At 55.6% G+C, this 24,238-nt stretch carries 24 protein-coding genes; 9 read left to right on the top strand and 15 right to left on the bottom strand.

Annotated elements, in window-relative coordinates:
• Positions 1-136 precede the first annotated feature (136 nt).
• Positions 137-1,642 carry a catalase gene (locus tag EQG79_RS05230; RefSeq protein WP_129600406.1) on the bottom strand — a complete coding sequence of 502 codons (1,506 nt, stop codon included), beginning with the start codon at positions 1,640-1,642 and terminating at the stop codon, positions 137-139.
• A 207-nt stretch (positions 1,643-1,849) separates the two neighbouring features.
• Between EQG79_RS05230 and EQG79_RS05225 the strand changes: the two genes are divergently transcribed.
• Entirely contained in the window at positions 1,850-2,152 is a 303-nt protein-coding gene (locus EQG79_RS05225; protein ID WP_077919201.1) for a hypothetical protein, read from the top strand.
• Between the two features lie 298 nt (positions 2,153-2,450).
• Here the strand turns inward: EQG79_RS05225 and EQG79_RS05220 are convergent, their stop codons facing one another.
• From EQG79_RS05220 to EQG79_RS05205, 4 genes are all read right to left on the bottom strand, one after another.
• Positions 2,451-2,768 (bottom strand): DUF3817 domain-containing protein, encoded by a 318-nt coding sequence (locus tag EQG79_RS05220; RefSeq protein ID WP_077919199.1) that lies wholly within the window; start codon positions 2,766-2,768, stop codon positions 2,451-2,453.
• 22 nt (positions 2,769-2,790) lie between these two features.
• A complete protein-coding gene (locus EQG79_RS05215; RefSeq protein ID WP_077919602.1) occupies positions 2,791-3,258 on the bottom strand; it encodes a hypothetical protein in 468 nt (155 codons plus the stop codon).
• A gap of 83 nt (positions 3,259-3,341) precedes the next feature.
• The gene (locus EQG79_RS05210) at positions 3,342-4,256 is read right to left on the bottom strand and encodes a helix-turn-helix domain-containing protein (RefSeq protein WP_129600404.1); all 915 of its coding nucleotides are present in this window, start codon (positions 4,254-4,256) and stop codon (positions 3,342-3,344) included.
• Positions 4,253-6,772, bottom strand: a complete 2,520-nt coding sequence (locus EQG79_RS05205) for a M1 family metallopeptidase (RefSeq protein WP_129600402.1) — start codon at positions 6,770-6,772, stop codon at positions 4,253-4,255. The genes EQG79_RS05210 and EQG79_RS05205 overlap by 4 nt, the downstream gene beginning before the upstream one ends.
• A gap of 116 nt (positions 6,773-6,888) precedes the next feature.
• On the opposite strand from EQG79_RS05205, the gene EQG79_RS05200 reads away from it, so the two are divergent.
• Positions 6,889-8,148, top strand: a complete 1,260-nt coding sequence (locus EQG79_RS05200; RefSeq protein WP_077919196.1) for an asparagine synthetase B — start codon at positions 6,889-6,891, stop codon at positions 8,146-8,148.
• A 175-nt stretch (positions 8,149-8,323) separates the two neighbouring features.
• Here the strand turns inward: EQG79_RS05200 and EQG79_RS30925 are convergent, their stop codons facing one another.
• Both EQG79_RS30925 and EQG79_RS05190 read right to left on the bottom strand, forming a co-directional pair.
• Complete coding sequence (locus EQG79_RS30925) at positions 8,324-8,857, bottom strand: collagen-like protein (RefSeq protein ID WP_165358837.1); 534 nt, start codon at positions 8,855-8,857, stop codon at positions 8,324-8,326.
• Between the two features lie 251 nt (positions 8,858-9,108).
• On the bottom strand, positions 9,109-10,146 hold the full coding sequence (locus EQG79_RS05190) for an SDR family NAD(P)-dependent oxidoreductase (RefSeq protein WP_077919194.1): 1,038 nt from the start codon (positions 10,144-10,146) through the stop codon (positions 9,109-9,111).
• A gap of 150 nt (positions 10,147-10,296) precedes the next feature.
• On the opposite strand from EQG79_RS05190, the gene EQG79_RS05185 reads away from it, so the two are divergent.
• Positions 10,297-10,836, top strand: a complete 540-nt coding sequence (locus tag EQG79_RS05185) for a DUF4136 domain-containing protein (RefSeq protein ID WP_077919193.1) — start codon at positions 10,297-10,299, stop codon at positions 10,834-10,836.
• Positions 10,837-10,907: 71 nt separating this feature from the next.
• Here the strand turns inward: EQG79_RS05185 and EQG79_RS05180 are convergent, their stop codons facing one another.
• From EQG79_RS05180 to pheS, 5 genes are all read right to left on the bottom strand, one after another.
• A complete protein-coding gene (locus EQG79_RS05180; RefSeq protein WP_077919192.1) occupies positions 10,908-11,945 on the bottom strand; it encodes an SDR family NAD(P)-dependent oxidoreductase in 1,038 nt (345 codons plus the stop codon).
• Between the two features lie 115 nt (positions 11,946-12,060).
• Complete coding sequence (locus tag EQG79_RS05175) at positions 12,061-13,410, bottom strand: DUF937 domain-containing protein (RefSeq protein WP_077919191.1); 1,350 nt, start codon at positions 13,408-13,410, stop codon at positions 12,061-12,063.
• Between the two features lie 147 nt (positions 13,411-13,557).
• On the bottom strand, positions 13,558-13,746 hold the full coding sequence (xseB, locus tag EQG79_RS05170) for an exodeoxyribonuclease VII small subunit (protein ID WP_077919190.1): 189 nt from the start codon (positions 13,744-13,746) through the stop codon (positions 13,558-13,560).
• Between the two features lie 60 nt (positions 13,747-13,806).
• The gene (locus EQG79_RS05165) at positions 13,807-15,009 is read right to left on the bottom strand and encodes an exodeoxyribonuclease VII large subunit (protein ID WP_077919189.1); all 1,203 of its coding nucleotides are present in this window, start codon (positions 15,007-15,009) and stop codon (positions 13,807-13,809) included.
• 81 nt (positions 15,010-15,090) lie between these two features.
• Positions 15,091-16,146, bottom strand: a complete 1,056-nt coding sequence (pheS, locus tag EQG79_RS05160) for a phenylalanine--tRNA ligase subunit alpha (RefSeq protein ID WP_077919188.1) — start codon at positions 16,144-16,146, stop codon at positions 15,091-15,093.
• 365 nt (positions 16,147-16,511) lie between these two features.
• On the opposite strand from pheS, the gene EQG79_RS05155 reads away from it, so the two are divergent.
• Together EQG79_RS05155 and EQG79_RS05150 are read left to right on the top strand one after the other, a co-directional pair.
• Positions 16,512-16,943 carry a LytR/AlgR family response regulator transcription factor gene (locus tag EQG79_RS05155; protein WP_077919187.1) on the top strand — a complete coding sequence of 144 codons (432 nt, stop codon included), beginning with the start codon at positions 16,512-16,514 and terminating at the stop codon, positions 16,941-16,943.
• 253 nt (positions 16,944-17,196) lie between these two features.
• Positions 17,197-17,616: a LytR/AlgR family response regulator transcription factor gene (locus EQG79_RS05150; protein ID WP_077919186.1), complete on the top strand. Its 420-nt coding sequence runs from the start codon at positions 17,197-17,199 to the stop codon at positions 17,614-17,616.
• 80 nt (positions 17,617-17,696) lie between these two features.
• Here EQG79_RS05150 and EQG79_RS05145 read toward each other — a convergent pair whose 3' ends face one another.
• The gene (locus EQG79_RS05145; RefSeq protein WP_077919185.1) at positions 17,697-18,371 is read right to left on the bottom strand and encodes a porin family protein; all 675 of its coding nucleotides are present in this window, start codon (positions 18,369-18,371) and stop codon (positions 17,697-17,699) included.
• A gap of 220 nt (positions 18,372-18,591) precedes the next feature.
• Here EQG79_RS05145 and radA point away from each other — a divergent pair, with 220 nt between their 5' ends.
• A complete protein-coding gene (gene radA, locus EQG79_RS05140; RefSeq protein ID WP_077919184.1) occupies positions 18,592-19,977 on the top strand; it encodes a DNA repair protein RadA in 1,386 nt (461 codons plus the stop codon).
• A gap of 71 nt (positions 19,978-20,048) precedes the next feature.
• A complete protein-coding gene (locus EQG79_RS05135; protein ID WP_129600400.1) occupies positions 20,049-20,741 on the top strand; it encodes an NRDE family protein in 693 nt (230 codons plus the stop codon).
• Positions 20,742-20,764: 23 nt separating this feature from the next.
• On the opposite strand, the gene EQG79_RS05130 is transcribed toward EQG79_RS05135, so the two are convergent.
• A complete protein-coding gene (locus tag EQG79_RS05130; protein WP_161492689.1) occupies positions 20,765-21,259 on the bottom strand; it encodes a DinB family protein in 495 nt (164 codons plus the stop codon).
• Positions 21,260-21,377: 118 nt separating this feature from the next.
• Between EQG79_RS05130 and EQG79_RS05125 the strand changes: the two genes are divergently transcribed.
• A complete protein-coding gene (locus EQG79_RS05125; protein WP_077919181.1) occupies positions 21,378-22,253 on the top strand; it encodes an alpha/beta fold hydrolase in 876 nt (291 codons plus the stop codon).
• A 69-nt stretch (positions 22,254-22,322) separates the two neighbouring features.
• Here the strand turns inward: EQG79_RS05125 and EQG79_RS05120 are convergent, their stop codons facing one another.
• Entirely contained in the window at positions 22,323-23,213 is an 891-nt protein-coding gene (locus tag EQG79_RS05120; protein ID WP_077919180.1) for an AraC family transcriptional regulator, read from the bottom strand.
• Positions 23,214-23,348: 135 nt separating this feature from the next.
• Here EQG79_RS05120 and EQG79_RS05115 point away from each other — a divergent pair, with 135 nt between their 5' ends.
• A complete protein-coding gene (locus EQG79_RS05115; protein ID WP_129600398.1) occupies positions 23,349-24,218 on the top strand; it encodes a sugar phosphate isomerase/epimerase family protein in 870 nt (289 codons plus the stop codon).
• Positions 24,219-24,238 lie beyond the last annotated feature (20 nt).

Below are 24,238 nucleotides of genomic sequence, written 5' to 3'. Positions count from 1 at the left end.
GTTTGTGCGTTAAATTGAGATACTGCAAAGGTGCTCACGGGCAGGCAACTACGCATTGACCCGGGTTAACTTCGGCGCAAAAAAATACCCCCAAAAAGAACGCAGAGAGGTCTCTTTGGGGGTAGCCGTCAATTCACTAAGCGTGTGCGCTCTGGGCGGTTGGCATAAACTGATCGACGTTTACGTTCAGCCCCCGCGCTATGGCCATGCCCAGGCTCATGTCGGCCCGGAAGAAGTGGCACAATTGCCGGAAAACGATCTGCTCTTTTTTCGGGCCCGAAATGCCGCGCATGGCCGTCACAATGTTCTGAACCGTGGCCATCTGCTGCTCGGGCGTCATAACCTCCCGGAACAGGATCCCAGGCTGGGTGTAGTGGTCATTGTCGCCGGGTGCATTCCGGTCGTACCAGTCGGCTACCAGGCTGTCGAGCGTCTGGGCGGGTTCTTTGTACGACGCGTCGGCCACAATGGTATCGAACGAGTTGGGGAAGTAGTTGGGGGTGCGGCCGCCGTTGCCATCTACCCGCATTTGTCCGTCGCGCTGGTAGTTATGAACGGCGTAGGGGCAGCGGTTCACCGGAATCTGCTCGTAATTACCGCCCAGCCGGTAGCGGTGTGCATCCGGATAAGACAGTAATCGACCCTGAAGCATCTTATCGGGCGAATAGCCGATACCGTCTACCACGTGGGCCGGGGCAAAGGCCGACTGTTCGACCTCCGCAAAGTAGTTGTCAGGATTCTGATTCAGCTCCAGCACGCCAACGTCGATGAGCGGGTAATCCTTATGCGGCCAGACTTTCGTGAGATCGAAGGGATTCCACTTGTAAGTTTTGGCGTCGGCTTCGGGCATGATCTGTACCTTCAGCGCCCATTTCGGATAATGCCCGTTGTCAATGGCTTCGAGCAGGTCGCGCTGGGCGAAATCAAGATCCCGGGCCTTCATCGCGTCGGCTTCCGGCCCCGAGAAATTGCGGATGCCCTGCATGGATTTGAAATGAAATTTGACCCAGAAGCGCTCGCCTTTGGCGTTGATGAGCGAGAACGTATGCGAGCCGTAGCCGTTCATGAACCGGTATCCAACCGGCGTACCCCGGTCCGACATCAGAATCAGTACCTGATGCAGGCTTTCGGGGTTCAGGCTCCAGTAATCCCACATCATGGTGGGCGATTTCAGGTTTGTGTACGGATCGCGCTTCTGGGTATGAATGAAGTCGCCGAATTTCTTGGGGTCTTTGACGAAGAAGACGGGCGTGTTGTTACCCACCAGATCCCAGTTGCCCTCCTCGGTGTAGAACTTAACCGCGAAGCCGCGTGGGTCGCGCTCGGTATCGGCCGATCCTTTTTCGCCACCAACGGTCGAAAACCGCATGAATACCCGGGTCTCCTTGCCGACCTGATTGAACAGTCTGGCCCGGGTGTACTGGGTGATGTCGTTCGTTACCGTAAACGTACCGTAAGCGCCCGACCCTTTGGCGTGTACAACCCGCTCCGGAATCCGCTCCCGGTTGAAATGCGCCATTTTTTCGTGCAGGATATAGTCCTGGAGCAGCAAAGGCCCGCGTGCGCCGGCGCTCTGGCTGTTTTCGTTTTCGGCATAGGGCCGTCCTGAAGCGGTAGTTAACTTTTGGGGCTGGTTGTCCATACGAGTACGCCTGATGATGCGGTTGATACGTGAGTGGTGAGAAAAAAGCTAGTTGACGAGTAACAAGGTAGAGCAGGCTCTGTCATAGGTCAAATTGATTTGCTTTATGATCATATAGAGTAGATTGATGCGTAATAAGCCAGAATCTAAAACCATTTTGTCGGCATCCTGTTAGGTAAGTATTACTCAACAAAATAACTGATTCCTATGGATAAGCTACAGAAATTCGAACTGATGAACAAAGTAGTTCGTGAGCTTGAGGATCTTCAAAATAGCCAGACCGCACTGATTACGAAGATCAGTCAGATCGAAGTTGATAACATGAACGGCCTGAACGATAAACGTCTGGAAACCGATCTGGGCGATATGCACGCCAAAATAGCCGAAAACGTAGAAGCCATCACGCAGATCTTCGCTTATTTCGAGGAGCAACGAGATGAGTACGGCGACAAAAACCGCGCTGCCATCGAAGCCGCCGAAGCCGCTGCCGCTATCGACGCCGTGAAGTAAGCTACGATAAGCTGATATAAACGGTCCCTCCTCATGCCATACGATGCATGAGGAGGGACCGTTTTTTTACAAAGCTAGGGTAACTCGCTGCAGCTGAAACCTAGGCCTTTCATCAGCTCGATAACCGTTGCTGCCTCCAGAGCAGATCCAGCAGCCGTCTCAATTCGTAGAACCCGATCACAGTCTTCCAGATCTACCGTCCAGCGAGTGATGACGTTGACAGCATTCAGGGCAGCCCCCACAGTTTGTACGCAGCCCGTACCGACCATGTCTGTTTGGAAGATAAGTACGGGCATACTTATTCTGACGGCTCGCGCAGTTGCCTGAACAGTTTGTAATCGGCCCAGAAGGTTCCGCCGGGCAGGACCGAAGCCAGTAGGGCCAGCCCTGTTTTGCCCAGCGGCCAGCGATACTCGGTCTTCGCCTGTATGACCGTCAGCACGTACAGGACAAACAGGAGCCCGTGAATGGGGCCAACCAGTTCAACGGCTTCCGGATGACCGCCGATGCGCTTGAGCGGCACCGCAATGAACAATAGAATGAGGTAAGAAAGCCCCTCGGCAAAACCGATAACCCGTAGCCGTATTTTGGGGGAGTTGAAAAAAGTAGCTGCCATTGTCGTGGTTGATAAAGACTGGTTAAAGACCCCGTATCCAGGGGCGGCTGGCCAGGGGTGAAAATGGCCAGGGTATCGACAGGCCGATCAGCAACAGGCCGATGGTGAAATAAACGGCTGTGGTTCGAAAGCGCTGCCGGTGATCGGTCTGCCGCTTGGCTTTACTGGCCCCAACGGTCATCACAACGATCGCTATAAACATCAGGCTGCCGTGAATCAGCCCAAAGAACGGAAATTCGGTCGATTCGCCGAAGCCGGGTTTGTAGGTCCAGTAATAGCTGACAATCGGGCTAATGGTGTACAAATATAAGCCAACCAACAGCTGGGTGTGTGCGAGGGAGGTCGTCAGCACGCTCACGGCGCGGTCGAGCGGGCGGTACGGACGGCTGCTGAGCCAGCCCGAGTAGCTACTAAACAAAGCCGCCAGCAGGCTGCCCAGTACCAGCCACCGCAGGGCGTTATGCAGAAACAGAATGATTGGGTAAACCATAGAATAACCGATATAATCTACCGCAAAGGTCCGGGCGTAGGCGGTTGTTGAGTTAGGACGTATTCGTTGGAAATTGGTCCGAATCAATCATTTTGCTGGCTGTGCCTGGCTCGGAAAGCCGTGGGGCTCAGGTGCACGTACTTCCTGAACAGCTTACCAAAGGTAGACTGGTCATCGAAACCCAGCTCGGCCGCAATCTGCCCCACCGTCAGGCCAGACTGGAAAAGCAGCACTTTCGCTTCCAGAACGATATGCTCGTCAATCCAGACCGAGGGCGACCGACCCGTTCGGGCTTTCAGTACTTTGTTAAGGTGATTAGGGGTCACGTTGAGCCAGTCAGCATAGGCCGTTACCGCTCTGGACTGGCGAATGCGCTGGGGCAGTACGTCTATAAACCGCTGAACCAGCTGATCGCCGGCACTGATCCGGGGCGGTACGCTGCCCAGATAAGCCTGGTTGATTTCCGTCATCAGCGTGAGCAGATACGGCCCAATCAGGTCGGTTCGCGTGCTGCCGTGGGTGTAATACTCCGCTGAGAGCCGCCCGAGCAGATTGGCTATGTAATCGGTTTGGGGGCTTGTCAACGACACGACGGGCTGACTGGTCAGCTTCAGAAAATCGAAGCTGGCAGGACCAACGGCGGTGCGTAGCCGTTCCGGGCTGACAAAGCACATGTAACCCGTTGTGTTTTCCTGAATGGTTTCGATCGAGAAGATCTGCATGGCCGGAACGATGGCCAGCTCGGGCGAGGTGAGCGTATACGCCCGATGACCAATCCGGATGGCGACTTCGCCACCCGTAACCAGAAAAAGGGCGTGGTTGCCGGTACGGCCCGTCGGGACCGGTAGTTTGATGACCGGCCGGGCGTACTCGAACGACGAGATAATGAACTGGTCAAAATCGGGCCTGAAACGATTGTCCCACGTCTCGTCGCGCAGCAGAAACCGGTCTCGTGCCATGGCCGGACTGATAGCCGGGAAATGCGTATCTGTGATCATGGCTGATAAAGGAGCTTGCTGGCCCGGAAAGGTCCGTCGGCAGCCTGTAACAGTTTCGCGCGCAAACGGGGATTATAACCCGGCCGGTCGGCCAGAAACTGCCGGACCAGCTGGGCCGTTTCGGGGGTCTGATACGCGCTGAGCGTGGCCCGCAGCCATTGCTCGGGAAAGAAAATGTCGCCGGTTCGCTGAATCTCCTCCAGCAACTCGAGGCTTTTGGGCAGGTACGTAGCCGAGGTTACGGCCCGGAGCGGATGATGCAGGTAACCCAGGGCCGCCGTTACCCAGGCTTCGCGGTCGCGGTTGGCTTCGACGGCCAGTGACGCAAAAAAAGCGTTCCTCTCGGCCTCACTGGCCGAGAGGGCGGGCATCATAAATTCGAGTCGTTTCTGCCGGTCGGGGTTTTTGATGCGGGCGAGCTGCCGGGTCAGGATGCCGTCGGCCGGGTAGTCGCGTACGGCCAGCGCCAGGGCCAGGGAGGTATAGTCATCTTCGGTGAGGGTCACGCCCGCCGGCGCTTTCTGCTGGTCCCAGATTGTGTACAGTCGCTGTTGGGCGCCGGGACTGAGGGCCACGCTCTGGTACAGGCGAAACAGCAGTTTAGTGATACCCGGGTGTTGAGCCTGCTCCATAGCCTGCTCCATAGCCTGCCAGGCCGCCTGTTCGACCTGGGCCGCTACCGCTGGCCGGTCGGCGGGTCGGGTGAATGTCCAGACGAGGTCCGTCAGCTGACTGGTCAGCAGCCGCAGGGTAAGCTCCTCTTTCTCGGTTGCCAGCATGGTCTGGTACGTATCGATGAGCTGTTTCGGCCCGATACCGGCTCCTGCCAGCATGGCTTCGTACAGATTGATGTACAGAGCCGCCCGGGTAACGGGATTGCCGACGCTGGCCAGCTGGGCGGGGGTAGCCGGGTCGACGGGAAAACGGCCGTATCCCTGCCCCATGGCGTTGAAAGCGACGAACAGCGGGGGTGTTTTGCCCCGCGCAGCGGTTAGCTCAACGGTAGGCTGGCTCATCGTAACCGGAATCAGCTCGACCCGGTCGGCATAGACCAGGGCCACGTCGAACACCTGGGGCCACAGGCGTCTGGAGCCATCTTCGCCCGCTTGGGTGATCGTAAATCGGTTGATGCGTCCGTTCTGCTGCTCGATCTGGTGCGTAAAAACCGGTCGGCCGGTCTCGCTGACCCAGATGCGGCTCCAGGCCTGGAGGTCGGTTGGGGTACGGGCGTCGAGAATCCGGATGAGGTCGGTCCAGGTCGCATTACCGAAGGCGTAGGTTTTCAGGTAGTCGCGCAGCCCCTCCCGGAGGGCTTCTTTCCCGATCAGGAGCTCCAGCTGCCGCATCATAATCGGCGCTTTGTGGTAGATGATACCGCCGTACAGCGAGCCGGCTTCCTGGAGGTTGGCCAGCGGCTGACCAATGGGGTTGGCGCCTTCGGTCCGGTCGACGGCGTAGGCAGCCGGGAAATGGTCGATCACGAACTGCAGATCGTAGTTGGCATCGGGAAACGAAGCCTCCGTGATTTTATCGGCCATAAAGTTGGCAAACACTTCTTTGAGCCATACATCGTCGAACCAGCGCATGGTCACCAGATCCCCGAACCACATGTGTGCCGTCTCGTGCGCAATCAGGGTAGCGCGGTTCAGCTTCTGATCGCGGGTGGCGCCGTTGTCGAGAAAGAGGGTAGAGGAGCGGTAGTCGATGGCGCCAACGTGTTCCATGCCGCCGTACTGAAAATCAGGGATGGCCGCAAAGTCGAACTTGCTGAACGGATACGGCATCTGGGTGTAGTCTTCCAGAAACCCCAGCGCTTCGGCGTGCAGATCGAAGAGCGGGGCGAGGCTGAGCCGGATTTTGGTGGTGTCGGTTTCGCGGTGGAGCAACAGCATGGGCCGGTTGCCGGCGGTTCGGCTGACGGGCCTGAACTGCCCCGCTACGAACGAAAACAGATAGGTCGGTATCCGCTCCGAAGCAGCAAACCGGAGCGTTTTCCGGTCGGCAGTTACGGCGGAGTCGATCAGGCTGGCGTTGGTGATGGCCTGCCAGCGTTGCGGAAGGGTAAGCGTAAGCTGAAACGAGGCTTTCAGGTCGGGTTGGTCGAAACACGGAAAGACGGTGCGGGCGCGGTCGGGAACGAGCAGGGTATAGAGGTAATCGTCGTTCCGGTTCAGCGATAGATTCCCGGCCGTAAAGCCAATCGTGATCTGGTTGGTGCCGGGTCGGAGCCGGGCCGCATCGATGAGCAGATGTTCCTGCTCAAAAACAATTGGAATGGCTGTTCCGTTAACCGAAACAGTCTGCAAATGAGCGCGTTCTTCCTTGAAGTCGAGTTGCAAAGGTGCGTTGCCGGGCTGCCACGTAAAGGTTATGGTTTCACTGGCTGGAATGGGCTGGTTTTTTTGCGCAGGAATGTCGAACTTGAGAGCATATGCCAGATCGCCAAGGGTTTGAGCCCGAAACCGGGCCAGGGCCTGCGAAACGCCGGTTTCGACGGGGGGCGGAGATGGGGGCATAGCCTGACGGGTACAAAACATCATAAGTACAGCCAGTGTAGACAGTAGAAGACCGTAACAGGAAAAGGAAAGTAGCTTCACCATTGAACAGAACCAGTTGCGAACGTATGCAAGTTATGAAACGGCATCTGACCATCCTGCTTTTCCTGTCGGCGATTATTGCCGCCCGCGCCAGCTCAATCCTGATCCCGATGGACGATCAGCAGGCCAACCACCTCAAAGCGTATGGCATTGCGTATAAAATGCTGAAAGACGACCAGGACGTCGACTGGCTGCTGAACTACCGGGGTGGGGCGTTTTTGATTAAGCACTCGGCCGCGCTGGAGACCGAATGCCGGGTGCGGGGCGTATCGTTCGAGTCGATTACCGATAGCCGGGCGGCTTCTATCCGCCAGCAGCTGGCTGATCCCGATCTGAATATGAACGTGGTGACGCTGCACAAGGCGGCTAAGATCATTGTTTATTCGCCCATTAAAGTGAGCCCGTCCGAGTTCGAAAATACGGACGCCGTACTGCTGGTGCTGACCTACGCCGAAATTCCGTTCGAGGTCGTGTATGATGAAGAGATTCTGAAGGGCGACCTGCCCAAATATGACTGGCTGCACCTGCACCATGAGGATTTTACGGGTCAGTTTGGGCGGGCCATTCACCGGCAGACGCTGGCCGACATCAAAGCGCAGGAAGACATCGCGAAGAAATATGGGTTCTCGAAGGTATCTACCATGAAACTGGCGGTGGCCAAAGCCATCAAGGAGTTCTGCGCGGGCGGAGGCTATCTGTTTGCCATGTGTTCGGGCGCTGAAACGCTCGATATTGCGCTGGCAGCGGAGGGCGTCGATATTGTAGGAAGTGCGTACGACGGCGATGGTACCGACCCCGACGCGCAGGCTAAGCTGGACTTTACCAAAACGCTGGCGTTCGGAAATTTCACCCTCGAAGGCGACAATGGATACCGGGGCTTTTCTACGTTTTCTGACATAAACTCGGCCGCCGGTCGGGGTTACGACCAAACGGCCGGTTTCTTCGAGCTGTTTAACTTCTCGGCCAAATGGGACGTAATTCCGGCCATGCTTACCCAGAACCACGAACACATTATCAAAGAGTTTTTTGGGCAGACCACCGCGTTCCGGAAGGCCGCCGTCAAACCCAGTTCGCTGGTGATGGGGGAGGGGAAAACCTCCGATCGCTACATCTACGGCGAAGTAGGGCGGGGCCAGTGGACCTTTTACGGCGGTCACGATCCCGAAGGTGTCCGCGGGGGCGGCAGCTGGCGCACCCCTACCGACCTTAATCTACACCCGCATTCGCCTGGCTACCGGCTCATTCTCAACAACGTCCTGTTCCCCTCGGCCCGCAAAAAGAAGCGCAAAACGTAGAGACGCATCCGCCCGGCGGCCCGGCCTATGCGTCTCCTACGCGTCAGCAACACGGCGTTATAGGGGAGGGGTGGTTGTACTTACAAATTGCTGACGCATAGGAGCTGCATGGGGTCTTGTTGCTGACGCGAATGAGACGCATGGGCCGGGCCGCCGGGCGGATGCGTCTCTACGGTTAATCAGGAATGTTGTAGGCTTTTTTTACGGCTTCGTAATCGTTGAGGTCGATGGCCGCCTTTCGCCCGCCAACCGCAGCGCCACCCGGAATAATGACGTAGCGGAACTGCTGGCTCGACAACGCATAGGAAGCAACCAGCTCTATGCGCCCCACGTAAAAGCGCTGGTGTACCGAATAGCTTGTGCCCCCGATTGTCTGCGCATACGGCAGGGCAAGTACTCGGCCGCTCTCGCTCCAGTACACGCGGATATCGGCACGATCCAGAACGGCTTGCGTGATGGCTGCAGCTGTAATGTTGCCCGTATAGGTGCTGCCACTGCCCGAGAATGTGGTCGGAATCCAGGGCGAGTACTGAACGTTGGCGGTGCCTGTCTCGCCTTTGGCACCTTGCGGACCAGCCGGTCCGGTGGGGCCAGCAGGTCCGGCTGGTCCGGTGGGGCCTACTTCGCCGTCTTTAGGCTGACAGTTTTGAAAAACAAACGATCCAAGGAAGAGGGTAGCCACGAGCAGGCCTGTGTGTAAACGTTTCATGTTGAACAGTGATTAATGAGTAAGGTGATACGACTTCTTAGTCGCATCACCCCCACTGTCGGAAACAGCAACGAGTGAACACAGGTAGTACTACCGGGAAATTACGTAGATGTACGCACCAGATCAGACATAGGGTAATGAGTCAGGCTACCCGGATAAACGACAGAGAGGTCAACGCCAGACGCTGTTGCTTACAGCGGGCGTTGACCTCTCCGTTCAGTTATATGGTCTGATTATACTGGCTATCAGTATCAGGCCAGCGTCGACTCGACTTTAGCTTTGCCGTTGTGATAGGTTCCGACAACCGAGTCGATGATCGACGAGATCGTACCCGAGGCCGAGTCCCCCAGCGACTGCGCCTGTTGCCGATAACGAGCTTTATCGATCGGGTTGGCGTTGGTATAAGCACGTACGAGCGCGTAGCCCGCCACAGCCGCCAACGCAATGCCGATCCCAACGGTCCAGGCTGGCGTTTTCTGGTCCTGCCCTGACTCATGCTTGGGCGAGAGCAGCTTGCGCATCAGAGAGGCCAGCGCTTCCTGGGGCGACACATAGGACATGAGTTCCTGCGCTTTGTTACCCAGCCCGCCGGGGATTACTTTGGCCTCGCCTTTCATCAGCGCCTTGTAGCCGTCTTTAGCTACCATAGCCGGATCATCCATCATGTCTTCAACGACCAGTTTGGGCGCACCCGCTTCGCGGAAAAAATTGGTGGCCGTGGCGTTGGGCATCAGCGCCGTCATGGTTACGTTGGTGCCTTTGAGTTCATTATTGAGCGACTGGGTCAGGCTCCAGACATACGCTTTGGTAGCCGCATAAACCGACATCAGCGGGAAAGGCGTTACCGATACCATCGAAGCCAGCTGCAGAATACGGCCTTCGTTGCGGGCTACCATATCGCTCAGAAATAGCTTGGTCAGTAGTGTGGTGGTCAGCACGTTGAGGTGGATGAGCTCTTTCTCGCGCGCCCATTCTGTTTCGGTGGCAAACTTCCCGTAGGTACTCGCCCCCGCGTCGTTGACCAGAATATTAATCGTAATGCCTTTGCTCTGTAACTCGTCGTACAGCTCCTGCGCTACATCTTCCCGCGCCAGGTCTTTGTTGATGACGGTAATCTGCTGGGTTCCGTAGTTATTGCGGAAGACGTCGGCCAGCCGGTCGAGGGTTTCTTCACGTCGGCCAACCAGCACCAGGTCGAATCCATCCTGGGCAAAAAGTTTGGCAAGTTCCTGACCAATGCCACTGGAGGCACCGGTGATAAGGGCTGTTTTTCCTGTTCCTTCTTTCATAACGTTGTGATTAAGTAACGAATAATACTCTCTAGAGAACCGGCGCCGGTCGAAGTTGTTCGAATACGCTGGGTGAGGCAAGGTGCCGGTAAGGTTCGCTTACGCACAAATAGCCACGGAGATTTGTTATACAGGAAACTAACCAACGCCATGAAATTACCCCATCTTTTCCTGTTGCTTATTGGGCTGGTATCGGCTTGCTCCCCGTTTCGGGTTGTTCGTAACGAGTCGGATCGGTCGGCGACCTGGGCGGCTTACCGGACCTATGCCTTTGTCGATACAGCCCGTATCGACCCAACCCCCCGCGATTCATACCAGGCAGCTATGGAACAGGTCAAACAGGCCGTAGCTATCGAGTTGAAGAACCGGGGCTATGAGCCTACGAAAGATAATCCGGACCTGCTGGTCAATCTGGGGGCCGTGGTGAAGGAGCGGACGCAAACCCGGCAGACCACGATTCGGGAAGCTCCGCTGTATATTGGTCAGCGCCGGTACAGCTGGCGGAGTCAGGAAGTGCCGACGGGAACGTATCAGGAGGGGACCGTAAACTTACATATAGTCGACGCGCAGCGTAACGCCCTGCTGTGGGATGTAGCCGTCTCAAGCGTACTCAACCGACGAACGCTGGACCCTGAGCAGATCAGCAACGCCGTCGCCAACGTGTTCGAACGGTTTCCGGGGAAAAAGTGAATGAATGGTAAATGATGAACTGGCGCGGTCACTGTCGCCCCTCGTTCATCATTTACCATTCATCATTCATGCTACACCGCTTCCTGCTCGGCCTCGGCTTTGGTTTTGTAGTAGGACCCGGCCACCGAGTCGACTACGGAAGCCAGTGCGTTTTTAGCCGACCGGCTCGCTTTGCTGGCTTTATACCGATACCGCGCCCGATCGATCGGACCGGCATTTCGGTAGGTGGCATACAGAACGATACCCGTTGCCACGAGGGCTGCTACGCCGATGCCGAGGGCCAGCGCCGACGACTGCTCTTCCTGCTGGGCGTTGCGATCTTCCATCTGCTTCCGCATGTTGGCGGCAACAGCCTGATCGGGCAGAAAGTGAGCGGCCGCTACCTGTACTTTATTCATAGCACCCGACACAATCTTGTCTTTGCCAGCCATCATGGCTGCGTACCCATCTTTGGCCACTACAGCTGGGTCGGTTGAGCGGGCCTGATCCTGCGCTTTTGTGTTCATCGCGCCCGCCTTGTTGAAGAAATCGGTATCCGTCGCGCCCGGCATCAGCACCGTAATCGAGACGTCAGTATCTTTCACTTCGTTACGCAGCGCTTCGGAAAACGAATAGATAAACGACTTGGTGGCTCCGTAAACCGCCATCATCGGGTTAGGCATCACAGACGCTACCGACCCCAGCATGAGAACCTTCCCTTCATTCCGCTTCACCATATCTTTCAGAAACAGCTTGGTCAGGTGGACCAGTGATGTCAGGTTGACCTGAATGACATTCAGTTCTTTCTGGAGATCGGTTTCGGTCGCAAACTTGCCATACTCGCCAAAACCGGCGTTGTTCACCAGGGCGTTTACGGTAATGTTTTGCCGGGTTACCTCATCGTAGATTTCCTGCGGAGCCTGCGGACTCGACAGGTCTTTCTCGATAACCGTAATGGTCGATGTGCCAAACTGGTGTCTGTACTTGTCGGCCAGATCCTGAAGTTTATCTTCGCTTCGGGCTACGAGAACGAGGTTATACCCATCTTTGGCAAATAACGTTGCCAGTTCACGGCCAATACCGCTCGATGCGCCGGTAATAAGAGCTGTCTTGCCTGCTTCGGTTGTCATAGGAGTTGAGTGTGTTAAGTTGATCGCTTACCATTCAACCTGACGGGCGGGAAGTTGTTTGGACAGGACGGGGAGGAGCGGCATCAGCCCCCCCATGGCCATCCTCTGCCTTCGCTTATTTAACGACTACTTTAACGTCGATTTTTTTCAGCGTCGGTTTGGGGATACCGGATGTATCCCGTTTGCTGACGCCGGTGCCGCGTCCGATTGCGTCGATCCGAACAAAATCGATACCCGACGACATCAGCTGCTGCTTGATCTGGTTGACCCGCTTGAACGACAGGCTCTTGTTGGTAAGCGCTCCACTGGCATCATTGGCGTAACCGATCAGCTGAATTTGCAGCGAAGGATAGGTTTTCAGCAGCGTGGCCAGCTCCCCAACGGTTGCCTGCCCCGACGTCATGGATAACGAACCGGGCGAGAACGACACCTCCGTCAGTGGGAAGATCCGGCCTTTGGGTAGGGCTGCGTTGCCCAGATAAGGCGTCATTTGCTGCGTCAGATTACCGGTTGGCGTGGTGGGCGCGCCCCCGACAGCCAGACCGGTTGCGGTAGTTGCCGCGGTTGCTGATGTAGAGCGCGGAGCCGGCTCGGCCGGCACGGCCAGCGACCGGGTTACGGTATCGGCCTGGATGGTATCGCTCGTGACCGGGCCCGCGTCGGTAACGATCTGCTCATCGCCGGCGTAATTCTGGGTATTCTGATAGATGTAGTAGCCTCCGCCCAGTACGGCCAGAACCAGCAGCCCACCTACGGCCAGCTTTGCCAGGGAGCTGTTGTTCCCGGCTTCTTCTTCGGCGGGTTCGTAACTGATAGGTGGGCGCGAAGCCGTAGCGGTCTGGCGGGATGGCGAAGCCACTGGGCGGGTCGGTGCCTCGGTCGCGGAACGGCGGGCCGGCGCTGCCAGGCCCGAAACGATCTGCTGCAGCCCCACCTTCTCGACCAGCCGGGGCATGAATTCGTCCGGTACGGTGTTGATGAGAGCATCGCGTTCGGCAAAGAGCAGCGAGGCCAGCCCATCGGCGTCCAGCTTCCGGTCTTTAACCTGTTTACCCAGGCCGTGCAATACGATCGTGGTGGTGAGACCCAGCAGCGAAATAGCCGATGAGTTGCGGATGCCCGCGTAGCTCGAGATCATGCTGCCGATCGAGCTTTTCATGGCGGGCAGCAAATGACTGATCACATCATTACCCTGCGTAATGAGCGTATTGGTATGCGCCGGATCGCGTAGTGACTGATCGAGGTTTTCGATCAGACTACCGTCATAACGCCCTTTTTGTATATGGCTGAATAACTGATTGACTCCAATTTCAGTAGTTGTCCGCTTCATCAGACCACCAATAATGGTGTATACCAGACCGTCAACGGCTTTATTGATTTTATCCGCCGGTTCGTCTACGTACAGCGCAATACGCGATACGACGTCCGGGTTGAATACAGTATCGAATGTGTTGAACAAATTCATAAGTAGGAAAACTCGATCGGGCAAAACAAGGGTGTCGTTCTCTTCACAGTCAAAATCGGCACATTACCCCTTTTATGACCCCCCTCCGGGATAAAATTAGGCAAGGTTTACTAAAGGACACGCAAGCCCGGTTGATAAATTCCCGATTTATCGCTTCGGCAGGCGTTCGATCGATTCCTGATAGTCAGTTTCAACGATACGCAGGCGATCCTGGCAAAACGTAATCAACTCGCCAGCCTGTCGGATTTTGGCCGGCAGTTCGTCGAGTGCGATCTCTTCGTTCTCGATCTCTTCAACCAGCGCTGTCAGTTTTTCGTAAGCTTCCTGATAGGTCATGTTGTGTTTTGTTGTCTATACGTCAATCCTGGCCACGCACTTCTCCACGTTGCCTCTACATCAGCTCACGACGGTGATGGTGCCATCGTGCAGCTGAACCTGAAGGGTTTCGCTCTGACGGACCTCGGCCGCCTTTGTAACGATCCGGCCCTGACGTAACAGCAGGGCGTACCCCCGCCGGAGCACGTTGGCAGGGTCAAGGTGCCGAATCGTAACTGCCTTCTCGGTTAGTTCGGTATGCCGGTCGCGGAGGTAGTTGTAAGAAACAAACCGCAGCCGGTCGGTTTGCATATCAAGCTCTTCGCGGGCGTTCTGGAGTACATCCCGGGCAACAACGCCCATTCGGTCGAGGAGCCGAAGGCAGCTTTCTTCGAACTGTCGGTTGTGTTCGATGAGGAAGCCCGCGGCCTTGGTCGGTGTTTTCACACTCTGGTGACACATCATGTCGGTAATACTGACGTTGCGCTCGTGCCCGATACCGGCCAGAATCGGAATGTCGAAACCGGCAACGGTCAATCCCATCAGCAGGGTGTCGAACGAGCCGAAGTCGAGCTGCGAGCCCCCGCCACGCACCAGAACAACGGCGTCGTAGGGCGTACTGCTCAGCCGTATCGTTTCCAGCTGCTGGCAAATAGCCTGTTCGGCCCCTTTGCCCTGCACCTGGGTCAGGTACTCATCTACCGAGAACGTATAGCCATAGGGGTTAGCCGCCAGCTCATGGCGAAAGTCACGCCAGCCATCGGAGCCCGGTGCGGCAATCAGGGCCAGGCGCTGCAACACGGCCGGTCGGGGCAGAAGCTGATTAGCCGTGATGTATTGTCCTGCTTCGAGCCAGACCAGGTCGGGGTAATCCCGAACCAGCGTGTCCAGCACCTCCTGCCGCTCGCGTTCCAGATTGCCCAGCGTGTAGGAAGGGTCGATCTTCAGGATTTCGAGTCGCAGGCCATAAACCGGGCTGAATCCGACCGATACCAGGAGCAATAGTTTTACGTTCCGCGCAAAGGCGACGCCGGTTGCGGTTTCGAAGTCGCGGATGGTATGGTAGTTCCGGCGCCAGATGCAGGCATCCAGCTTGGCCAGCGTTTCGTGCCGACCCGAGGGGCCGTCTTCCCGCTCGACCAGCGTCAGGAAGCAGTACCCCCGGTCGGGGTAATTCTTGATATCGCTCGTTTCGGCCACAACCCATATCGGCTTCTGTCCGAAGGCGTTGTCCAGAACAGCTTCAAGGGTGAACGCAAGATCGGATAAGCGAATAGGTGACATAATAGAGTGAGTGAATGAGCGACTGAACGACTGGGTGAAGGCCGACTGGAGCGGCTACTCACTTACTCATTCACCCATTGATCAAAGTCCTTCAAACTGGCGCAGAAACCGTACGTCGTTTTCGGTATAGAGCCGCAGATCGTTGACAACGTACTTGAGCTGGGTGATCCGCTCGATACCCATTCCAAACGCAAATCCGGTATACTCTTCGGGATCGATGCCGCAGTTGGCGATGACCTGCGGGTCAACCATGCCCGATCCTGCAATTTCGACCCAGCCCGAATGTTTGCAGATGTTACAGCCCTTGCCGCCACAGATCTGACAGGAGATGTCGATTTCGGCGCTTGGCTCGGTAAACGGGAAGTAAGACGGTCGAAACCGGATCTGCGTACCCGGCTCAAACATCTCTTTTACAAAGTGATACAGCGTATCTTTCAGATCTTTGAAGCCTACATTCCGGTCAATATAAATACCCTCTACCTGGTGGAACATGCAGTGGGCGCGGGCCGAAATGGTCTCATTCCGATACACCCGGCCTGGCATAATGGAGCGAATTGGGCGGAACGGGGCTGAGCTGCCATTAGCGCGCTGACGCTCCATCAGCCGGATCTGTACGTTCGACGTATGCGTCCGCAACAGCATATCGGATTGCTGACCGTCTTTTTCGACGAAGAACGTATCCTGCATATCGCGGGCCGGATGGTTATCCGGGAAGTTGAGGGCGCCGAAGTTGTACCAGTCCGACTCGATTTCGGGGCCGTCGGCTACGTTAAAACCAATCCGTTCGAAGATCTGGATAATGCGCTGACGAACCAGGCTCAGCGGGTGTTGCGTACCGTTCAGATTGGGTACAGTGGGCAGGGTCAGATCGATAGGCGCCCCGTCGGTACCGGCTGGCTGATCGTCAATCTGCCTGGCAAACTCATCGAAACGCTCCTGCGCCCGGTTCTTAAGCCCGTTGAGGGCCTGGCCGACCGCGCGCCGGTCGTCGGCAGCCACCTGCTTGAGCCCGTCAAACAGTTCCGTAACAACCCCTTTCCGGCTGATAAACCGTAGTCGAAACTGCTCCAGCTGTTCTTTCGATGCTACTTCGTACTGATCTATTTCCCCGTAAATCTCCTTAACTCGGTCCAGCATACTACACTACCTGTCATTGTATAAGGCAAAGGTACGGAAAAACGGAATGAGTGCCGATTTAAGAACCGTATATGCCAGATGGGCGTGGTCTTTATTACCCAAAACTGTAGAAAATGATGACAACATGTGACCATGCGTTGCCTTACGGATGGTCATTGAGTAAGCGGTAAAATACCACTGATTAATAACAGTTTATAAAGAAGATACCAACGTTTAATAAAACGGCGGGAAGGTAGGTCTGATTGTTGCACAGGATGAGGTGTATTACGCACAGTAACTCCCTAGGTAGATCGCGATTACTAGTTCCCTAAGTAACTGAACATCAACCTTAAACTATCAATCATTATTCTTCACTCAAAACGACTATGAAAGCATTCGCTAACGACTCGATTTTCGATCCAATGTCCATTCCTTTCCACAAAAGTGTGGAAAAAATTGCCGATTCTTCGTGCATGCAGAAGCTGTTGATCCCATTCTACGATCGTAAGCGAACAATTTCTGTCGATGAAATTGTGCGGCTCGAAGGGTCAGGAAATTACACAAACTTCTTTCTGAAAGACGGCACCAAAATGCTGGTGTCCCGGACCCTGAAAGAATATGAAACATTGCTCGACGGCCAGGCGTTTGTCCGGGTTCACAAATCGTGTATCGTTAACCTGGGCTTTGTTCGTAAGTTTTTTGTCAAGAAAGAAGGTGAGCTGGAGTTGATTGATGGTCAGCAGGTGAAAATTTCCCGTCGCCGGGCGCAGATGTTTATGGATCGCATCCGTGATTTTCAGCCAGTTGCTGTGAGCTAGACGCGCTCATCCGTAGAAATTACCATATGTGCTCCGTAGGATGCTGCATAAGGCCATACGTATTTCTACGTAATCAGGTGGGTACTACCACTCAAATGTAGACCAAAAAATATTTATAACGGTCTGATAGTTAGTTGATTGGGTGTTAATCTGATCGGCTGGCTGCCAGACCGTTTTTTCGTGAGGTTGCCTCCGGATGGTAATTTTGAGTCATCAGACACGGATTCAAACACGGACTTAATAACCCCTAAGCATGGAAGCGAACCTCTTTTCTACTGTACAGCCCCCATTAACTGCTCCTCAATTTCCAGCTTCGTATCAGCGAGGTACTCACCGGATTGCGTTACCTTATCTGAACCGCACCATATTTATTGCGGTCGATGATATCCTCTGTCTGCAGGGCGAAGGCAACTATACCTTCCTCCATACCCGCGACCGGAAACGGTATCTGGTATCGAAAACCCTGAAAGAATTCGAAAAAACGCTCGACAGCACGCTGTTCCTGCGGATCCACAAATCATACATCGTGAACCTGGCTTACGTACAACACAGTGTGTTTACCAAAGAGCGGCAGGTACGACTGGCCGACGGTCGGGAGGTAGCCATATCGCGCCGTCGGATGAAAGACATTACGCTGCAACTGGCTCAGTACCGCCAGCGGATGCATAATTAATAGAAACGGTAAGCAACAACACCTAAAAGGGGCGGATACATTGCGTATCCGCCCCTTTTAGGTGTTGTTGCTTACCGGCCTTAAAACAGTTTATACGCCAGCGTTACCTGCCACGATTTGAACCGCTGGTTGAACTTGCCGGATGCGTCGTTGATCTCCGCCACGTCAGACAGGTTACCTTCGTACCGGACGTCGATACCGAGCGACCCGATGTCGAGGCCGCCCCCAACCTGGTAGCCGTAATACGCTTTTGACCAGGCATCGTTCAGCGTACCGCTGGTATATTGCTGAATAGCCTCGCCCAGCCGCTGATTATCATCGATACGCAGCGATACAACCGGGCCAGCTACTACCCGGAGCGGACCACCTTTAATACCGATCAGCACCGGAATATCGAAACTCGTTGTTTTGATGGTAACCGTTTCCGACTGCCCGTTGCGGACGACATCGAACTGGCCCGATCGGGTCGAGTAGAGGACTTCGGGCTGTAAAAACAGGTTCTTCCCGAAGCGGGTATAAATACCGAACGACGTACCCGTGCGGCTCTTGTAGCTGTCACTGATGCTGTTACGGAACGTCTGGCCATCAACATTGACCGAGGGAGACCCGTTGGAATTCGTAGTGGTACTTACAAAAGGGCCGAATGAAAGTTTTGAGAGGTTGACCCCGCCTTTAATTCCGATCTGGAAGCCTCCCTGCGCAAACGTGAGCGCCGGCAGGAGTGTCAATGCAGCGATTAGCAGTTTCTTTTTCATGGTTGTCTGATTGTACTAGATGGTTAAACGTTTAGTCGGGACCGGCGGTGTGCCAGATCAACTTATTTCGAGGAAACGGCGTTTATCTAATGAATAAGGGCAATGCGTAAAAACTGATCCGAGCCGGTTTCGGGGCTTGGACTAGCCAGCATCCGTTTGGTTTAAACGACCTGGTAATAACTCTATCACTGAACATCCGCCGTTATTCTAGATTCCTGAAATGGCTAAACTGAAAACCACTTATTTCTGTCAGAATTGCGGCCAGCAGTCGGCCAAATGGATGGGTCGCTGTGCTACCTGTGGTGAATGGAATACGATAGTAGAAGAGGTAGTCGCTAAAGACGAACCCGAGAAAGGAGGCTGGCGCAGTCCGTCGGCCGGTCCCGGCCATGTACGCGTGGCTGCCAAACCCAAAGCCCTTCACGCGATCAATTACGAGGAGCAACCCCGCATTCCAACTATCGACGGGGAGCTGAACCGGGTGCTGGGGGGCGGTATCGTTCCCGGCTCGCTGGTACTGATCGGGGGCGAACCCGGTATCGGTAAATCGACGCTGTTACTCCAGATTGCGCTGAGCCTGTCGGGTATGCGGGTGCTGTACGTGTCGGGCGAAGAAAGCGAGCAGCAGATCAAGATGCGGGCCGAACGCCTGGATGCACCCGTCAGCGACTGCCATGTCATGACCGAAACGTCGACCCAGAATATATTCCGGGTAGTGGAGCATTTCGAGCCGGAAGTGCTGATCATCGATTCGATCCAGACGATGCAGTCGTCGCTGGTCGAGTCGGGGGCGGGGAGTGTCTCGCAGGTTCGGGAGTGTACGACCGAGTTCATGAAATATGCCAAAGAGTCGGGCGTGCCGGTATTTATGATCGGTCATATCACCAAAGAAGGCTCGCTGGCTGGCCCCAAAGTGCTGGAGCATATGGTCGACACGGTGCTGACGTTCGAGGGGGATCGGCATACGACCTACCGGATTCTGCGAACGACCAAAAACCGGTTCGGCAGTACCGATGAGCTGGGTATTTATGAAATGCTCGGTTCGGGGCTGCGGCAGGTAACCAACCCGTCGGAGATTCTGATTTCACAACGCGACGATGCGCTGAGTGGCGTGACCATCGGGTCGATGCTGGAAGGCAACCGCCCGCTGATGATCGAGTCGCAGGCGCTGGTGAGCGTGGCCACCTACGGCACTCCGCAGCGCAGCAGCACCGGCTTCGATGCCAAGCGGTTAAATATGCTCCTGGCGGTACTGGAAAAGCGGGGCGGCTTCCGGCTGGGGCAGCAGGACGTTTTTCTAAACATAGCCGGGGGGCTGCGGGTCGAAGATCCGGCCATCGACCTGGCCGTTTGTGCGGCTGTCGTGTCGAGCTACGAAGATATTGCCATCGCGCCCTCCATTGCGTTTGCGGCCGAGGTTGGGCTGGGGGGCGAGGTGCGGGCCGTGAGCCGGATCGAATCGCGCATTGCCGAAGCCGAAAAGCTGGGGTTCAAAGAGATCTATATTTCCAAGTATAACCTCAAAGGGCTCGATACGAAAAATATGGGGATCCGCATCCGGCCCGTATCGCGGCTCGATGAGGTCTTTCAGGGAGTATTGCTGTAGGTTTGTTTATCTGATCACATCAATGGCAGGGCAGGTTCATCGAATGAGGCTTGTCCTGCCGCCGATAACGCATGTGCGTCGTAACTTATTTGCCCCTGCCGGAAGGTGGTTTTGTGCTGACATCCAACCGCGACGAGCTCAGTAGCCGACCGGTTGCGCTAGCCCCGCAGGCGTATACGCTGGCCGACGAGCTAGTTTGTTTCCCCAAAGATCCGACCGGCGGAGGGACCTGGCTGGCTACCTCCGGCACAACAACCGTTTGCCTGCTCAACGGCGCCTTCGAGCCCCATCTTCATCAGCCACCCTACCGAAAAAGCCGCGGCCTGGTCGTGCTTGATTACTTTAGCTACCCCAGCCCGGCGCTGTTTACCGACCGCTACGACTTCAGCGGTATCGAGCCCTTTACGCTGGTTATCGTCAGCCACGCGTCAGGTACGCCGGCGCTGCATGAGCTGCGCTGGAATGGGACGCAGGTTTACCTCCGCAACATGCCGCCCCAGGTGGCGCATATCTGGTCGTCGGTGACGCTGTACACGCTGCCCATGGCCGAACTTCGAAAAACCTGGCTGGCTCAGTTTCTTTATAAACAACCTCATTATACAGCCGCCGACGTGTTTGCGTTTCACCAAACGGCGGGCGACGGCGACCCGGCCCATGATTTTGTCATGCACCGCCCCGCTTATGGTCTTCAAACCGTGAGCATCACTCAGGTGTACCACAGGGCGGCTGACCAGCAGATGCGGTATCTCGACCTGAGTGCGTAGGCCTCGGTGCAGGTGGCGGTTGGCTAGAACGAATACAGACCCATCGGCTGTCCGGCGGTGCGGAGGGCGCCCCCCAGTTTCAGGATAGTGAAAAAATGGTGGGCTTCGTGGAGCAGAAAAAATTCAGTCCAGCCTTCCAGGGTCATCGGTCCATAGGCCGGGTGAAGACCCGTGCGCGTCAGGTGTTCCTCGTGTAAAATACTGAGAAAGGCATTGAGGGCTGCCCGTTCACCCCGGAATCGTTCAAGAAGCGCGTCGAACGGGAGTTCGGTCCAGGGTAAAAAGCCGGGATCGGCATCGGCAGCATAGCGCTCGAACCGGGGTTCGTCCTGGGTAGTGATCCGCTGCATTCGTTCCAGAAAAACTTCCTGATAACGACCCAGATGCGCCAGGTTTTCGGCAATGGACCAGGTGCTGGGCTGGGGCCGCTGGTGAAGCTGCTCATCGGAAAGACCGGACAGCAAATGATCAAGGGCGTCGGGCTGGGCCGACAGTCGGGACAGGAGGGATGGTTTCATTACCTGAAAATAAAATACGCGCAAAAGAGGGCAAAGAAAGAATCTGCCACAAACCATTATACGTAACTACAGTTAATTCATGGATTATATTACTCAACACGTTAATTGAACCTTAGTTATGAGCTACATTAAAGCGGGTACTGACGCCCAGGGCAATGATGTAAAATTATTCTACACCGATCAGGGTACAGGAAGCCCGGTTGTGCTGATTCATGGCTGGCCCCTGAGCCACGAAATGTGGGATTACCAGCTGGCCGAACTGCCCAAGCATAACCTGCGGGTTATCGCCTACGACCGGCGTGGCTTCGGTAAGTCGAGCCAGACCTGGACCGGCTACGATTACGATACCCTGGCGGCTGACCTGAAAGCCGTACTGGACGAACTGGATCTGCAGAACGTTACGCTGGTTGGCTTCTCGATGGGCGGTGGTGAAGTGGCCCGCTACATGGCCAATTACGGCGGTGCCCGGGTGGCACGGGTCGCTTTCGTCAGCGCAGTAACGCCTTACCTGCTCAAGACCGACGATAATCCCGATGGCGTAGACCAGGACGTATTCGATACGATGGTCGAAAATATCAATAAAGACCGGGCTGACTTCCTGCAAACCTTTGGCAAGCAGTTCTACGGGGTTAACCTGATCAGCCACCCGGTTAGTCAGGCGCACCTCGACGGCGATTTCGCCCGGGCCTATGTGGCGTCGCACAAAGCAACGGTCGATTGTGTACGGTCCTTCTCCGAAACCGATTTCCGGAACGACCTGACCCAGATTACGGTGCCTACGCTGATCATTCACGGCGACTCTGACAAAACGGTACCCATCGAGTCGTCGGGCGAACTGACGTCGAACGCCCTGCCGAACGCTACCTACATCGTATACGACGGAGCGCCCCACGGCCTGTTTGTAACCGAGAAGGATCGGCTCAACCAGGATCTGCTGGCTTTTGTGCAGGAAGGCGTAACCACCCGCGAACCCCTGAGTACAACGACGTATTAATCCGTAGTTGACATACAGTCCGGCTTCGGACCGGCTGCCCACTTCTGAAAAGAGGTGGGCAGTTTTCGTTTAGCCCAGTTGCCGGTACGTTCTGACGTAACCCGAGGGGGTCTGGCCGGTTATCTGCCGGAACTGGCGGTTAAAGTTGGAGAGGGTTCTGAATCCACTTTCAAAACTGATCTGAGCCACACTTAAATCCCCTTTTACCAGTAACTTGCAGGCGTGGCCGATGCGAACTTCGGCCACAAAATCAAGGAAGGTTTTGTTGGCGTGCGACTTGAAATAGCGGCAAAAGGCGGGGGCTGTCATGCCGGCCAGATCGGCAATGGCAGCGAGGTGTATTTCGTCGGAGAAATGGTCCATAACGTAGTCGTGAACGATCTGCATCCGGCGGTAGCCCGACCCATCTATTTCGTATGGTTTCACGGTATTGGTGTAGCCCGTGCTGGTCAGGAGCCGGTAATTCGTGGCGTGGGCCAGCTCGTTCAATAGGGTAAGCAGGCTCAGCACCCGATCAAAGCTGATGGGCTGCTGGGTCAGGTTCCGAAGCGCGGCCTCGGTACGGTCGCGGGTGTCGCCGATCCATTCGAGTCCCCGTCGCGAAAGTTCGAACAGCTGCCGCAGAGCCGCCATTTCGGGCTTGTTGATAAAATCAGCGCCCAGGAAGCCTTCTGAGAAATACACAACGATTCCCTTTGTCAGCAAGCCGCTGGACCGGTCAAAAAAGGCCTGATCACTGCGCCAGAGGTGTGGCAGGTTAGGGCCCAGAAAGACCAGATCGCCCGGCCCAAACGGCCGGATCGAGTCGCCGATGAAGCGCGTGCCCGTACCTTCCTCTACCATGAACAGCTGGTAGTGCGGATGAAAATGCCAGTTAGGATCGAAGTGCGGTTCAACCAGTTCCTTGACCAGGAACGAAGCGGAAACCGGTTCAAGGTCTTTACGTAAGGGCTGTTTCATAAGACTGGCTTGTTATTTACTCGAATATGGGGTAAAAGGTCGAAAATTAGTGAAAAAATAGTCAGTTTTCGGCAATATAAGCCGCGCATCCCACTAGTATACTCAATACATTTGTTAACTTTTTATAGATCGAATATGAATAAGTATGGAATGAATCTATTTGTCTGGACGATGACGATGGAGGAAGATCTGTCCGACACCTTCTCGTTTCTGAAAGCAAGCGGTTTTGATTTCGTTGAGATTCCCATCAATAACGCCGATGACACAGCCCGCTGGAAACGCATCGGGCAGCAGTGTGCCAGTCTGGGGCTGGGCGTTCAGACCTGCACCATCTGCGGTCCCGAATACAGTCTGATCAGTCCGGACGCTGCTGTTCGTCGGGCTGGGATCGATTTTCTGAAGCGGGTTGTCGACTGTTCAGCCGCGGCTGGCTCGAAAATTCTGATGGGCCCCCTGTTTGCCGGGTTCAAAACGTTCGTTGGCCGGGCCGCTACAGCTCAGGAGTGGGACTGGTCGGTGACGGCCATGCGGGAGGTTGCCGAACATGCACAAACGCAGGATGTCACGCTGGCCATCGAATCACTGAACCGGTTCGAAATCTACCTGCTAACCTGCGCCGATGAGGTGTTTCGGTACATCGAAGCGGTTAACCACCCCAACTGCCGGGCTGCTTTCGACACGTTCCATGCCAATATCGAGGAGAAGAGCCTGGGCGCGGCCATCCGTACGTTAGCGCCCTATCTGGTGCACGTGCAGATCTCGGAAAACGACCGCTCAACACCCGGCCAGGGGCATATCAATTTTGACGATGTGTTTGCTGCGCTGGACGAGGTAGGTTACGATGGACCCGTCGCTATCGAAGCGTTTGGCCCGAATCCGCCGGAGCTGGCTGCGGCTACGCACATCTTCCGCCCCATGTTTCCCTCGCCCGAGCAACTGGCCGTAGACGGACTTACTTTCCTAAAAAGCGAACGACATAAAGAACGCAAGAGTATTACTGTATAGCCACTCGTTCGCTGTTACGT

The organism is Spirosoma sordidisoli (assembly GCF_004138325.1).
Classification (GTDB): domain Bacteria; phylum Bacteroidota; class Bacteroidia; order Cytophagales; family Spirosomataceae; genus Spirosoma; species Spirosoma sordidisoli.
The sequence above is the reverse complement of the archived record's forward strand: the minus strand, read 5'-3'. Positions and strand labels throughout refer to the sequence as shown.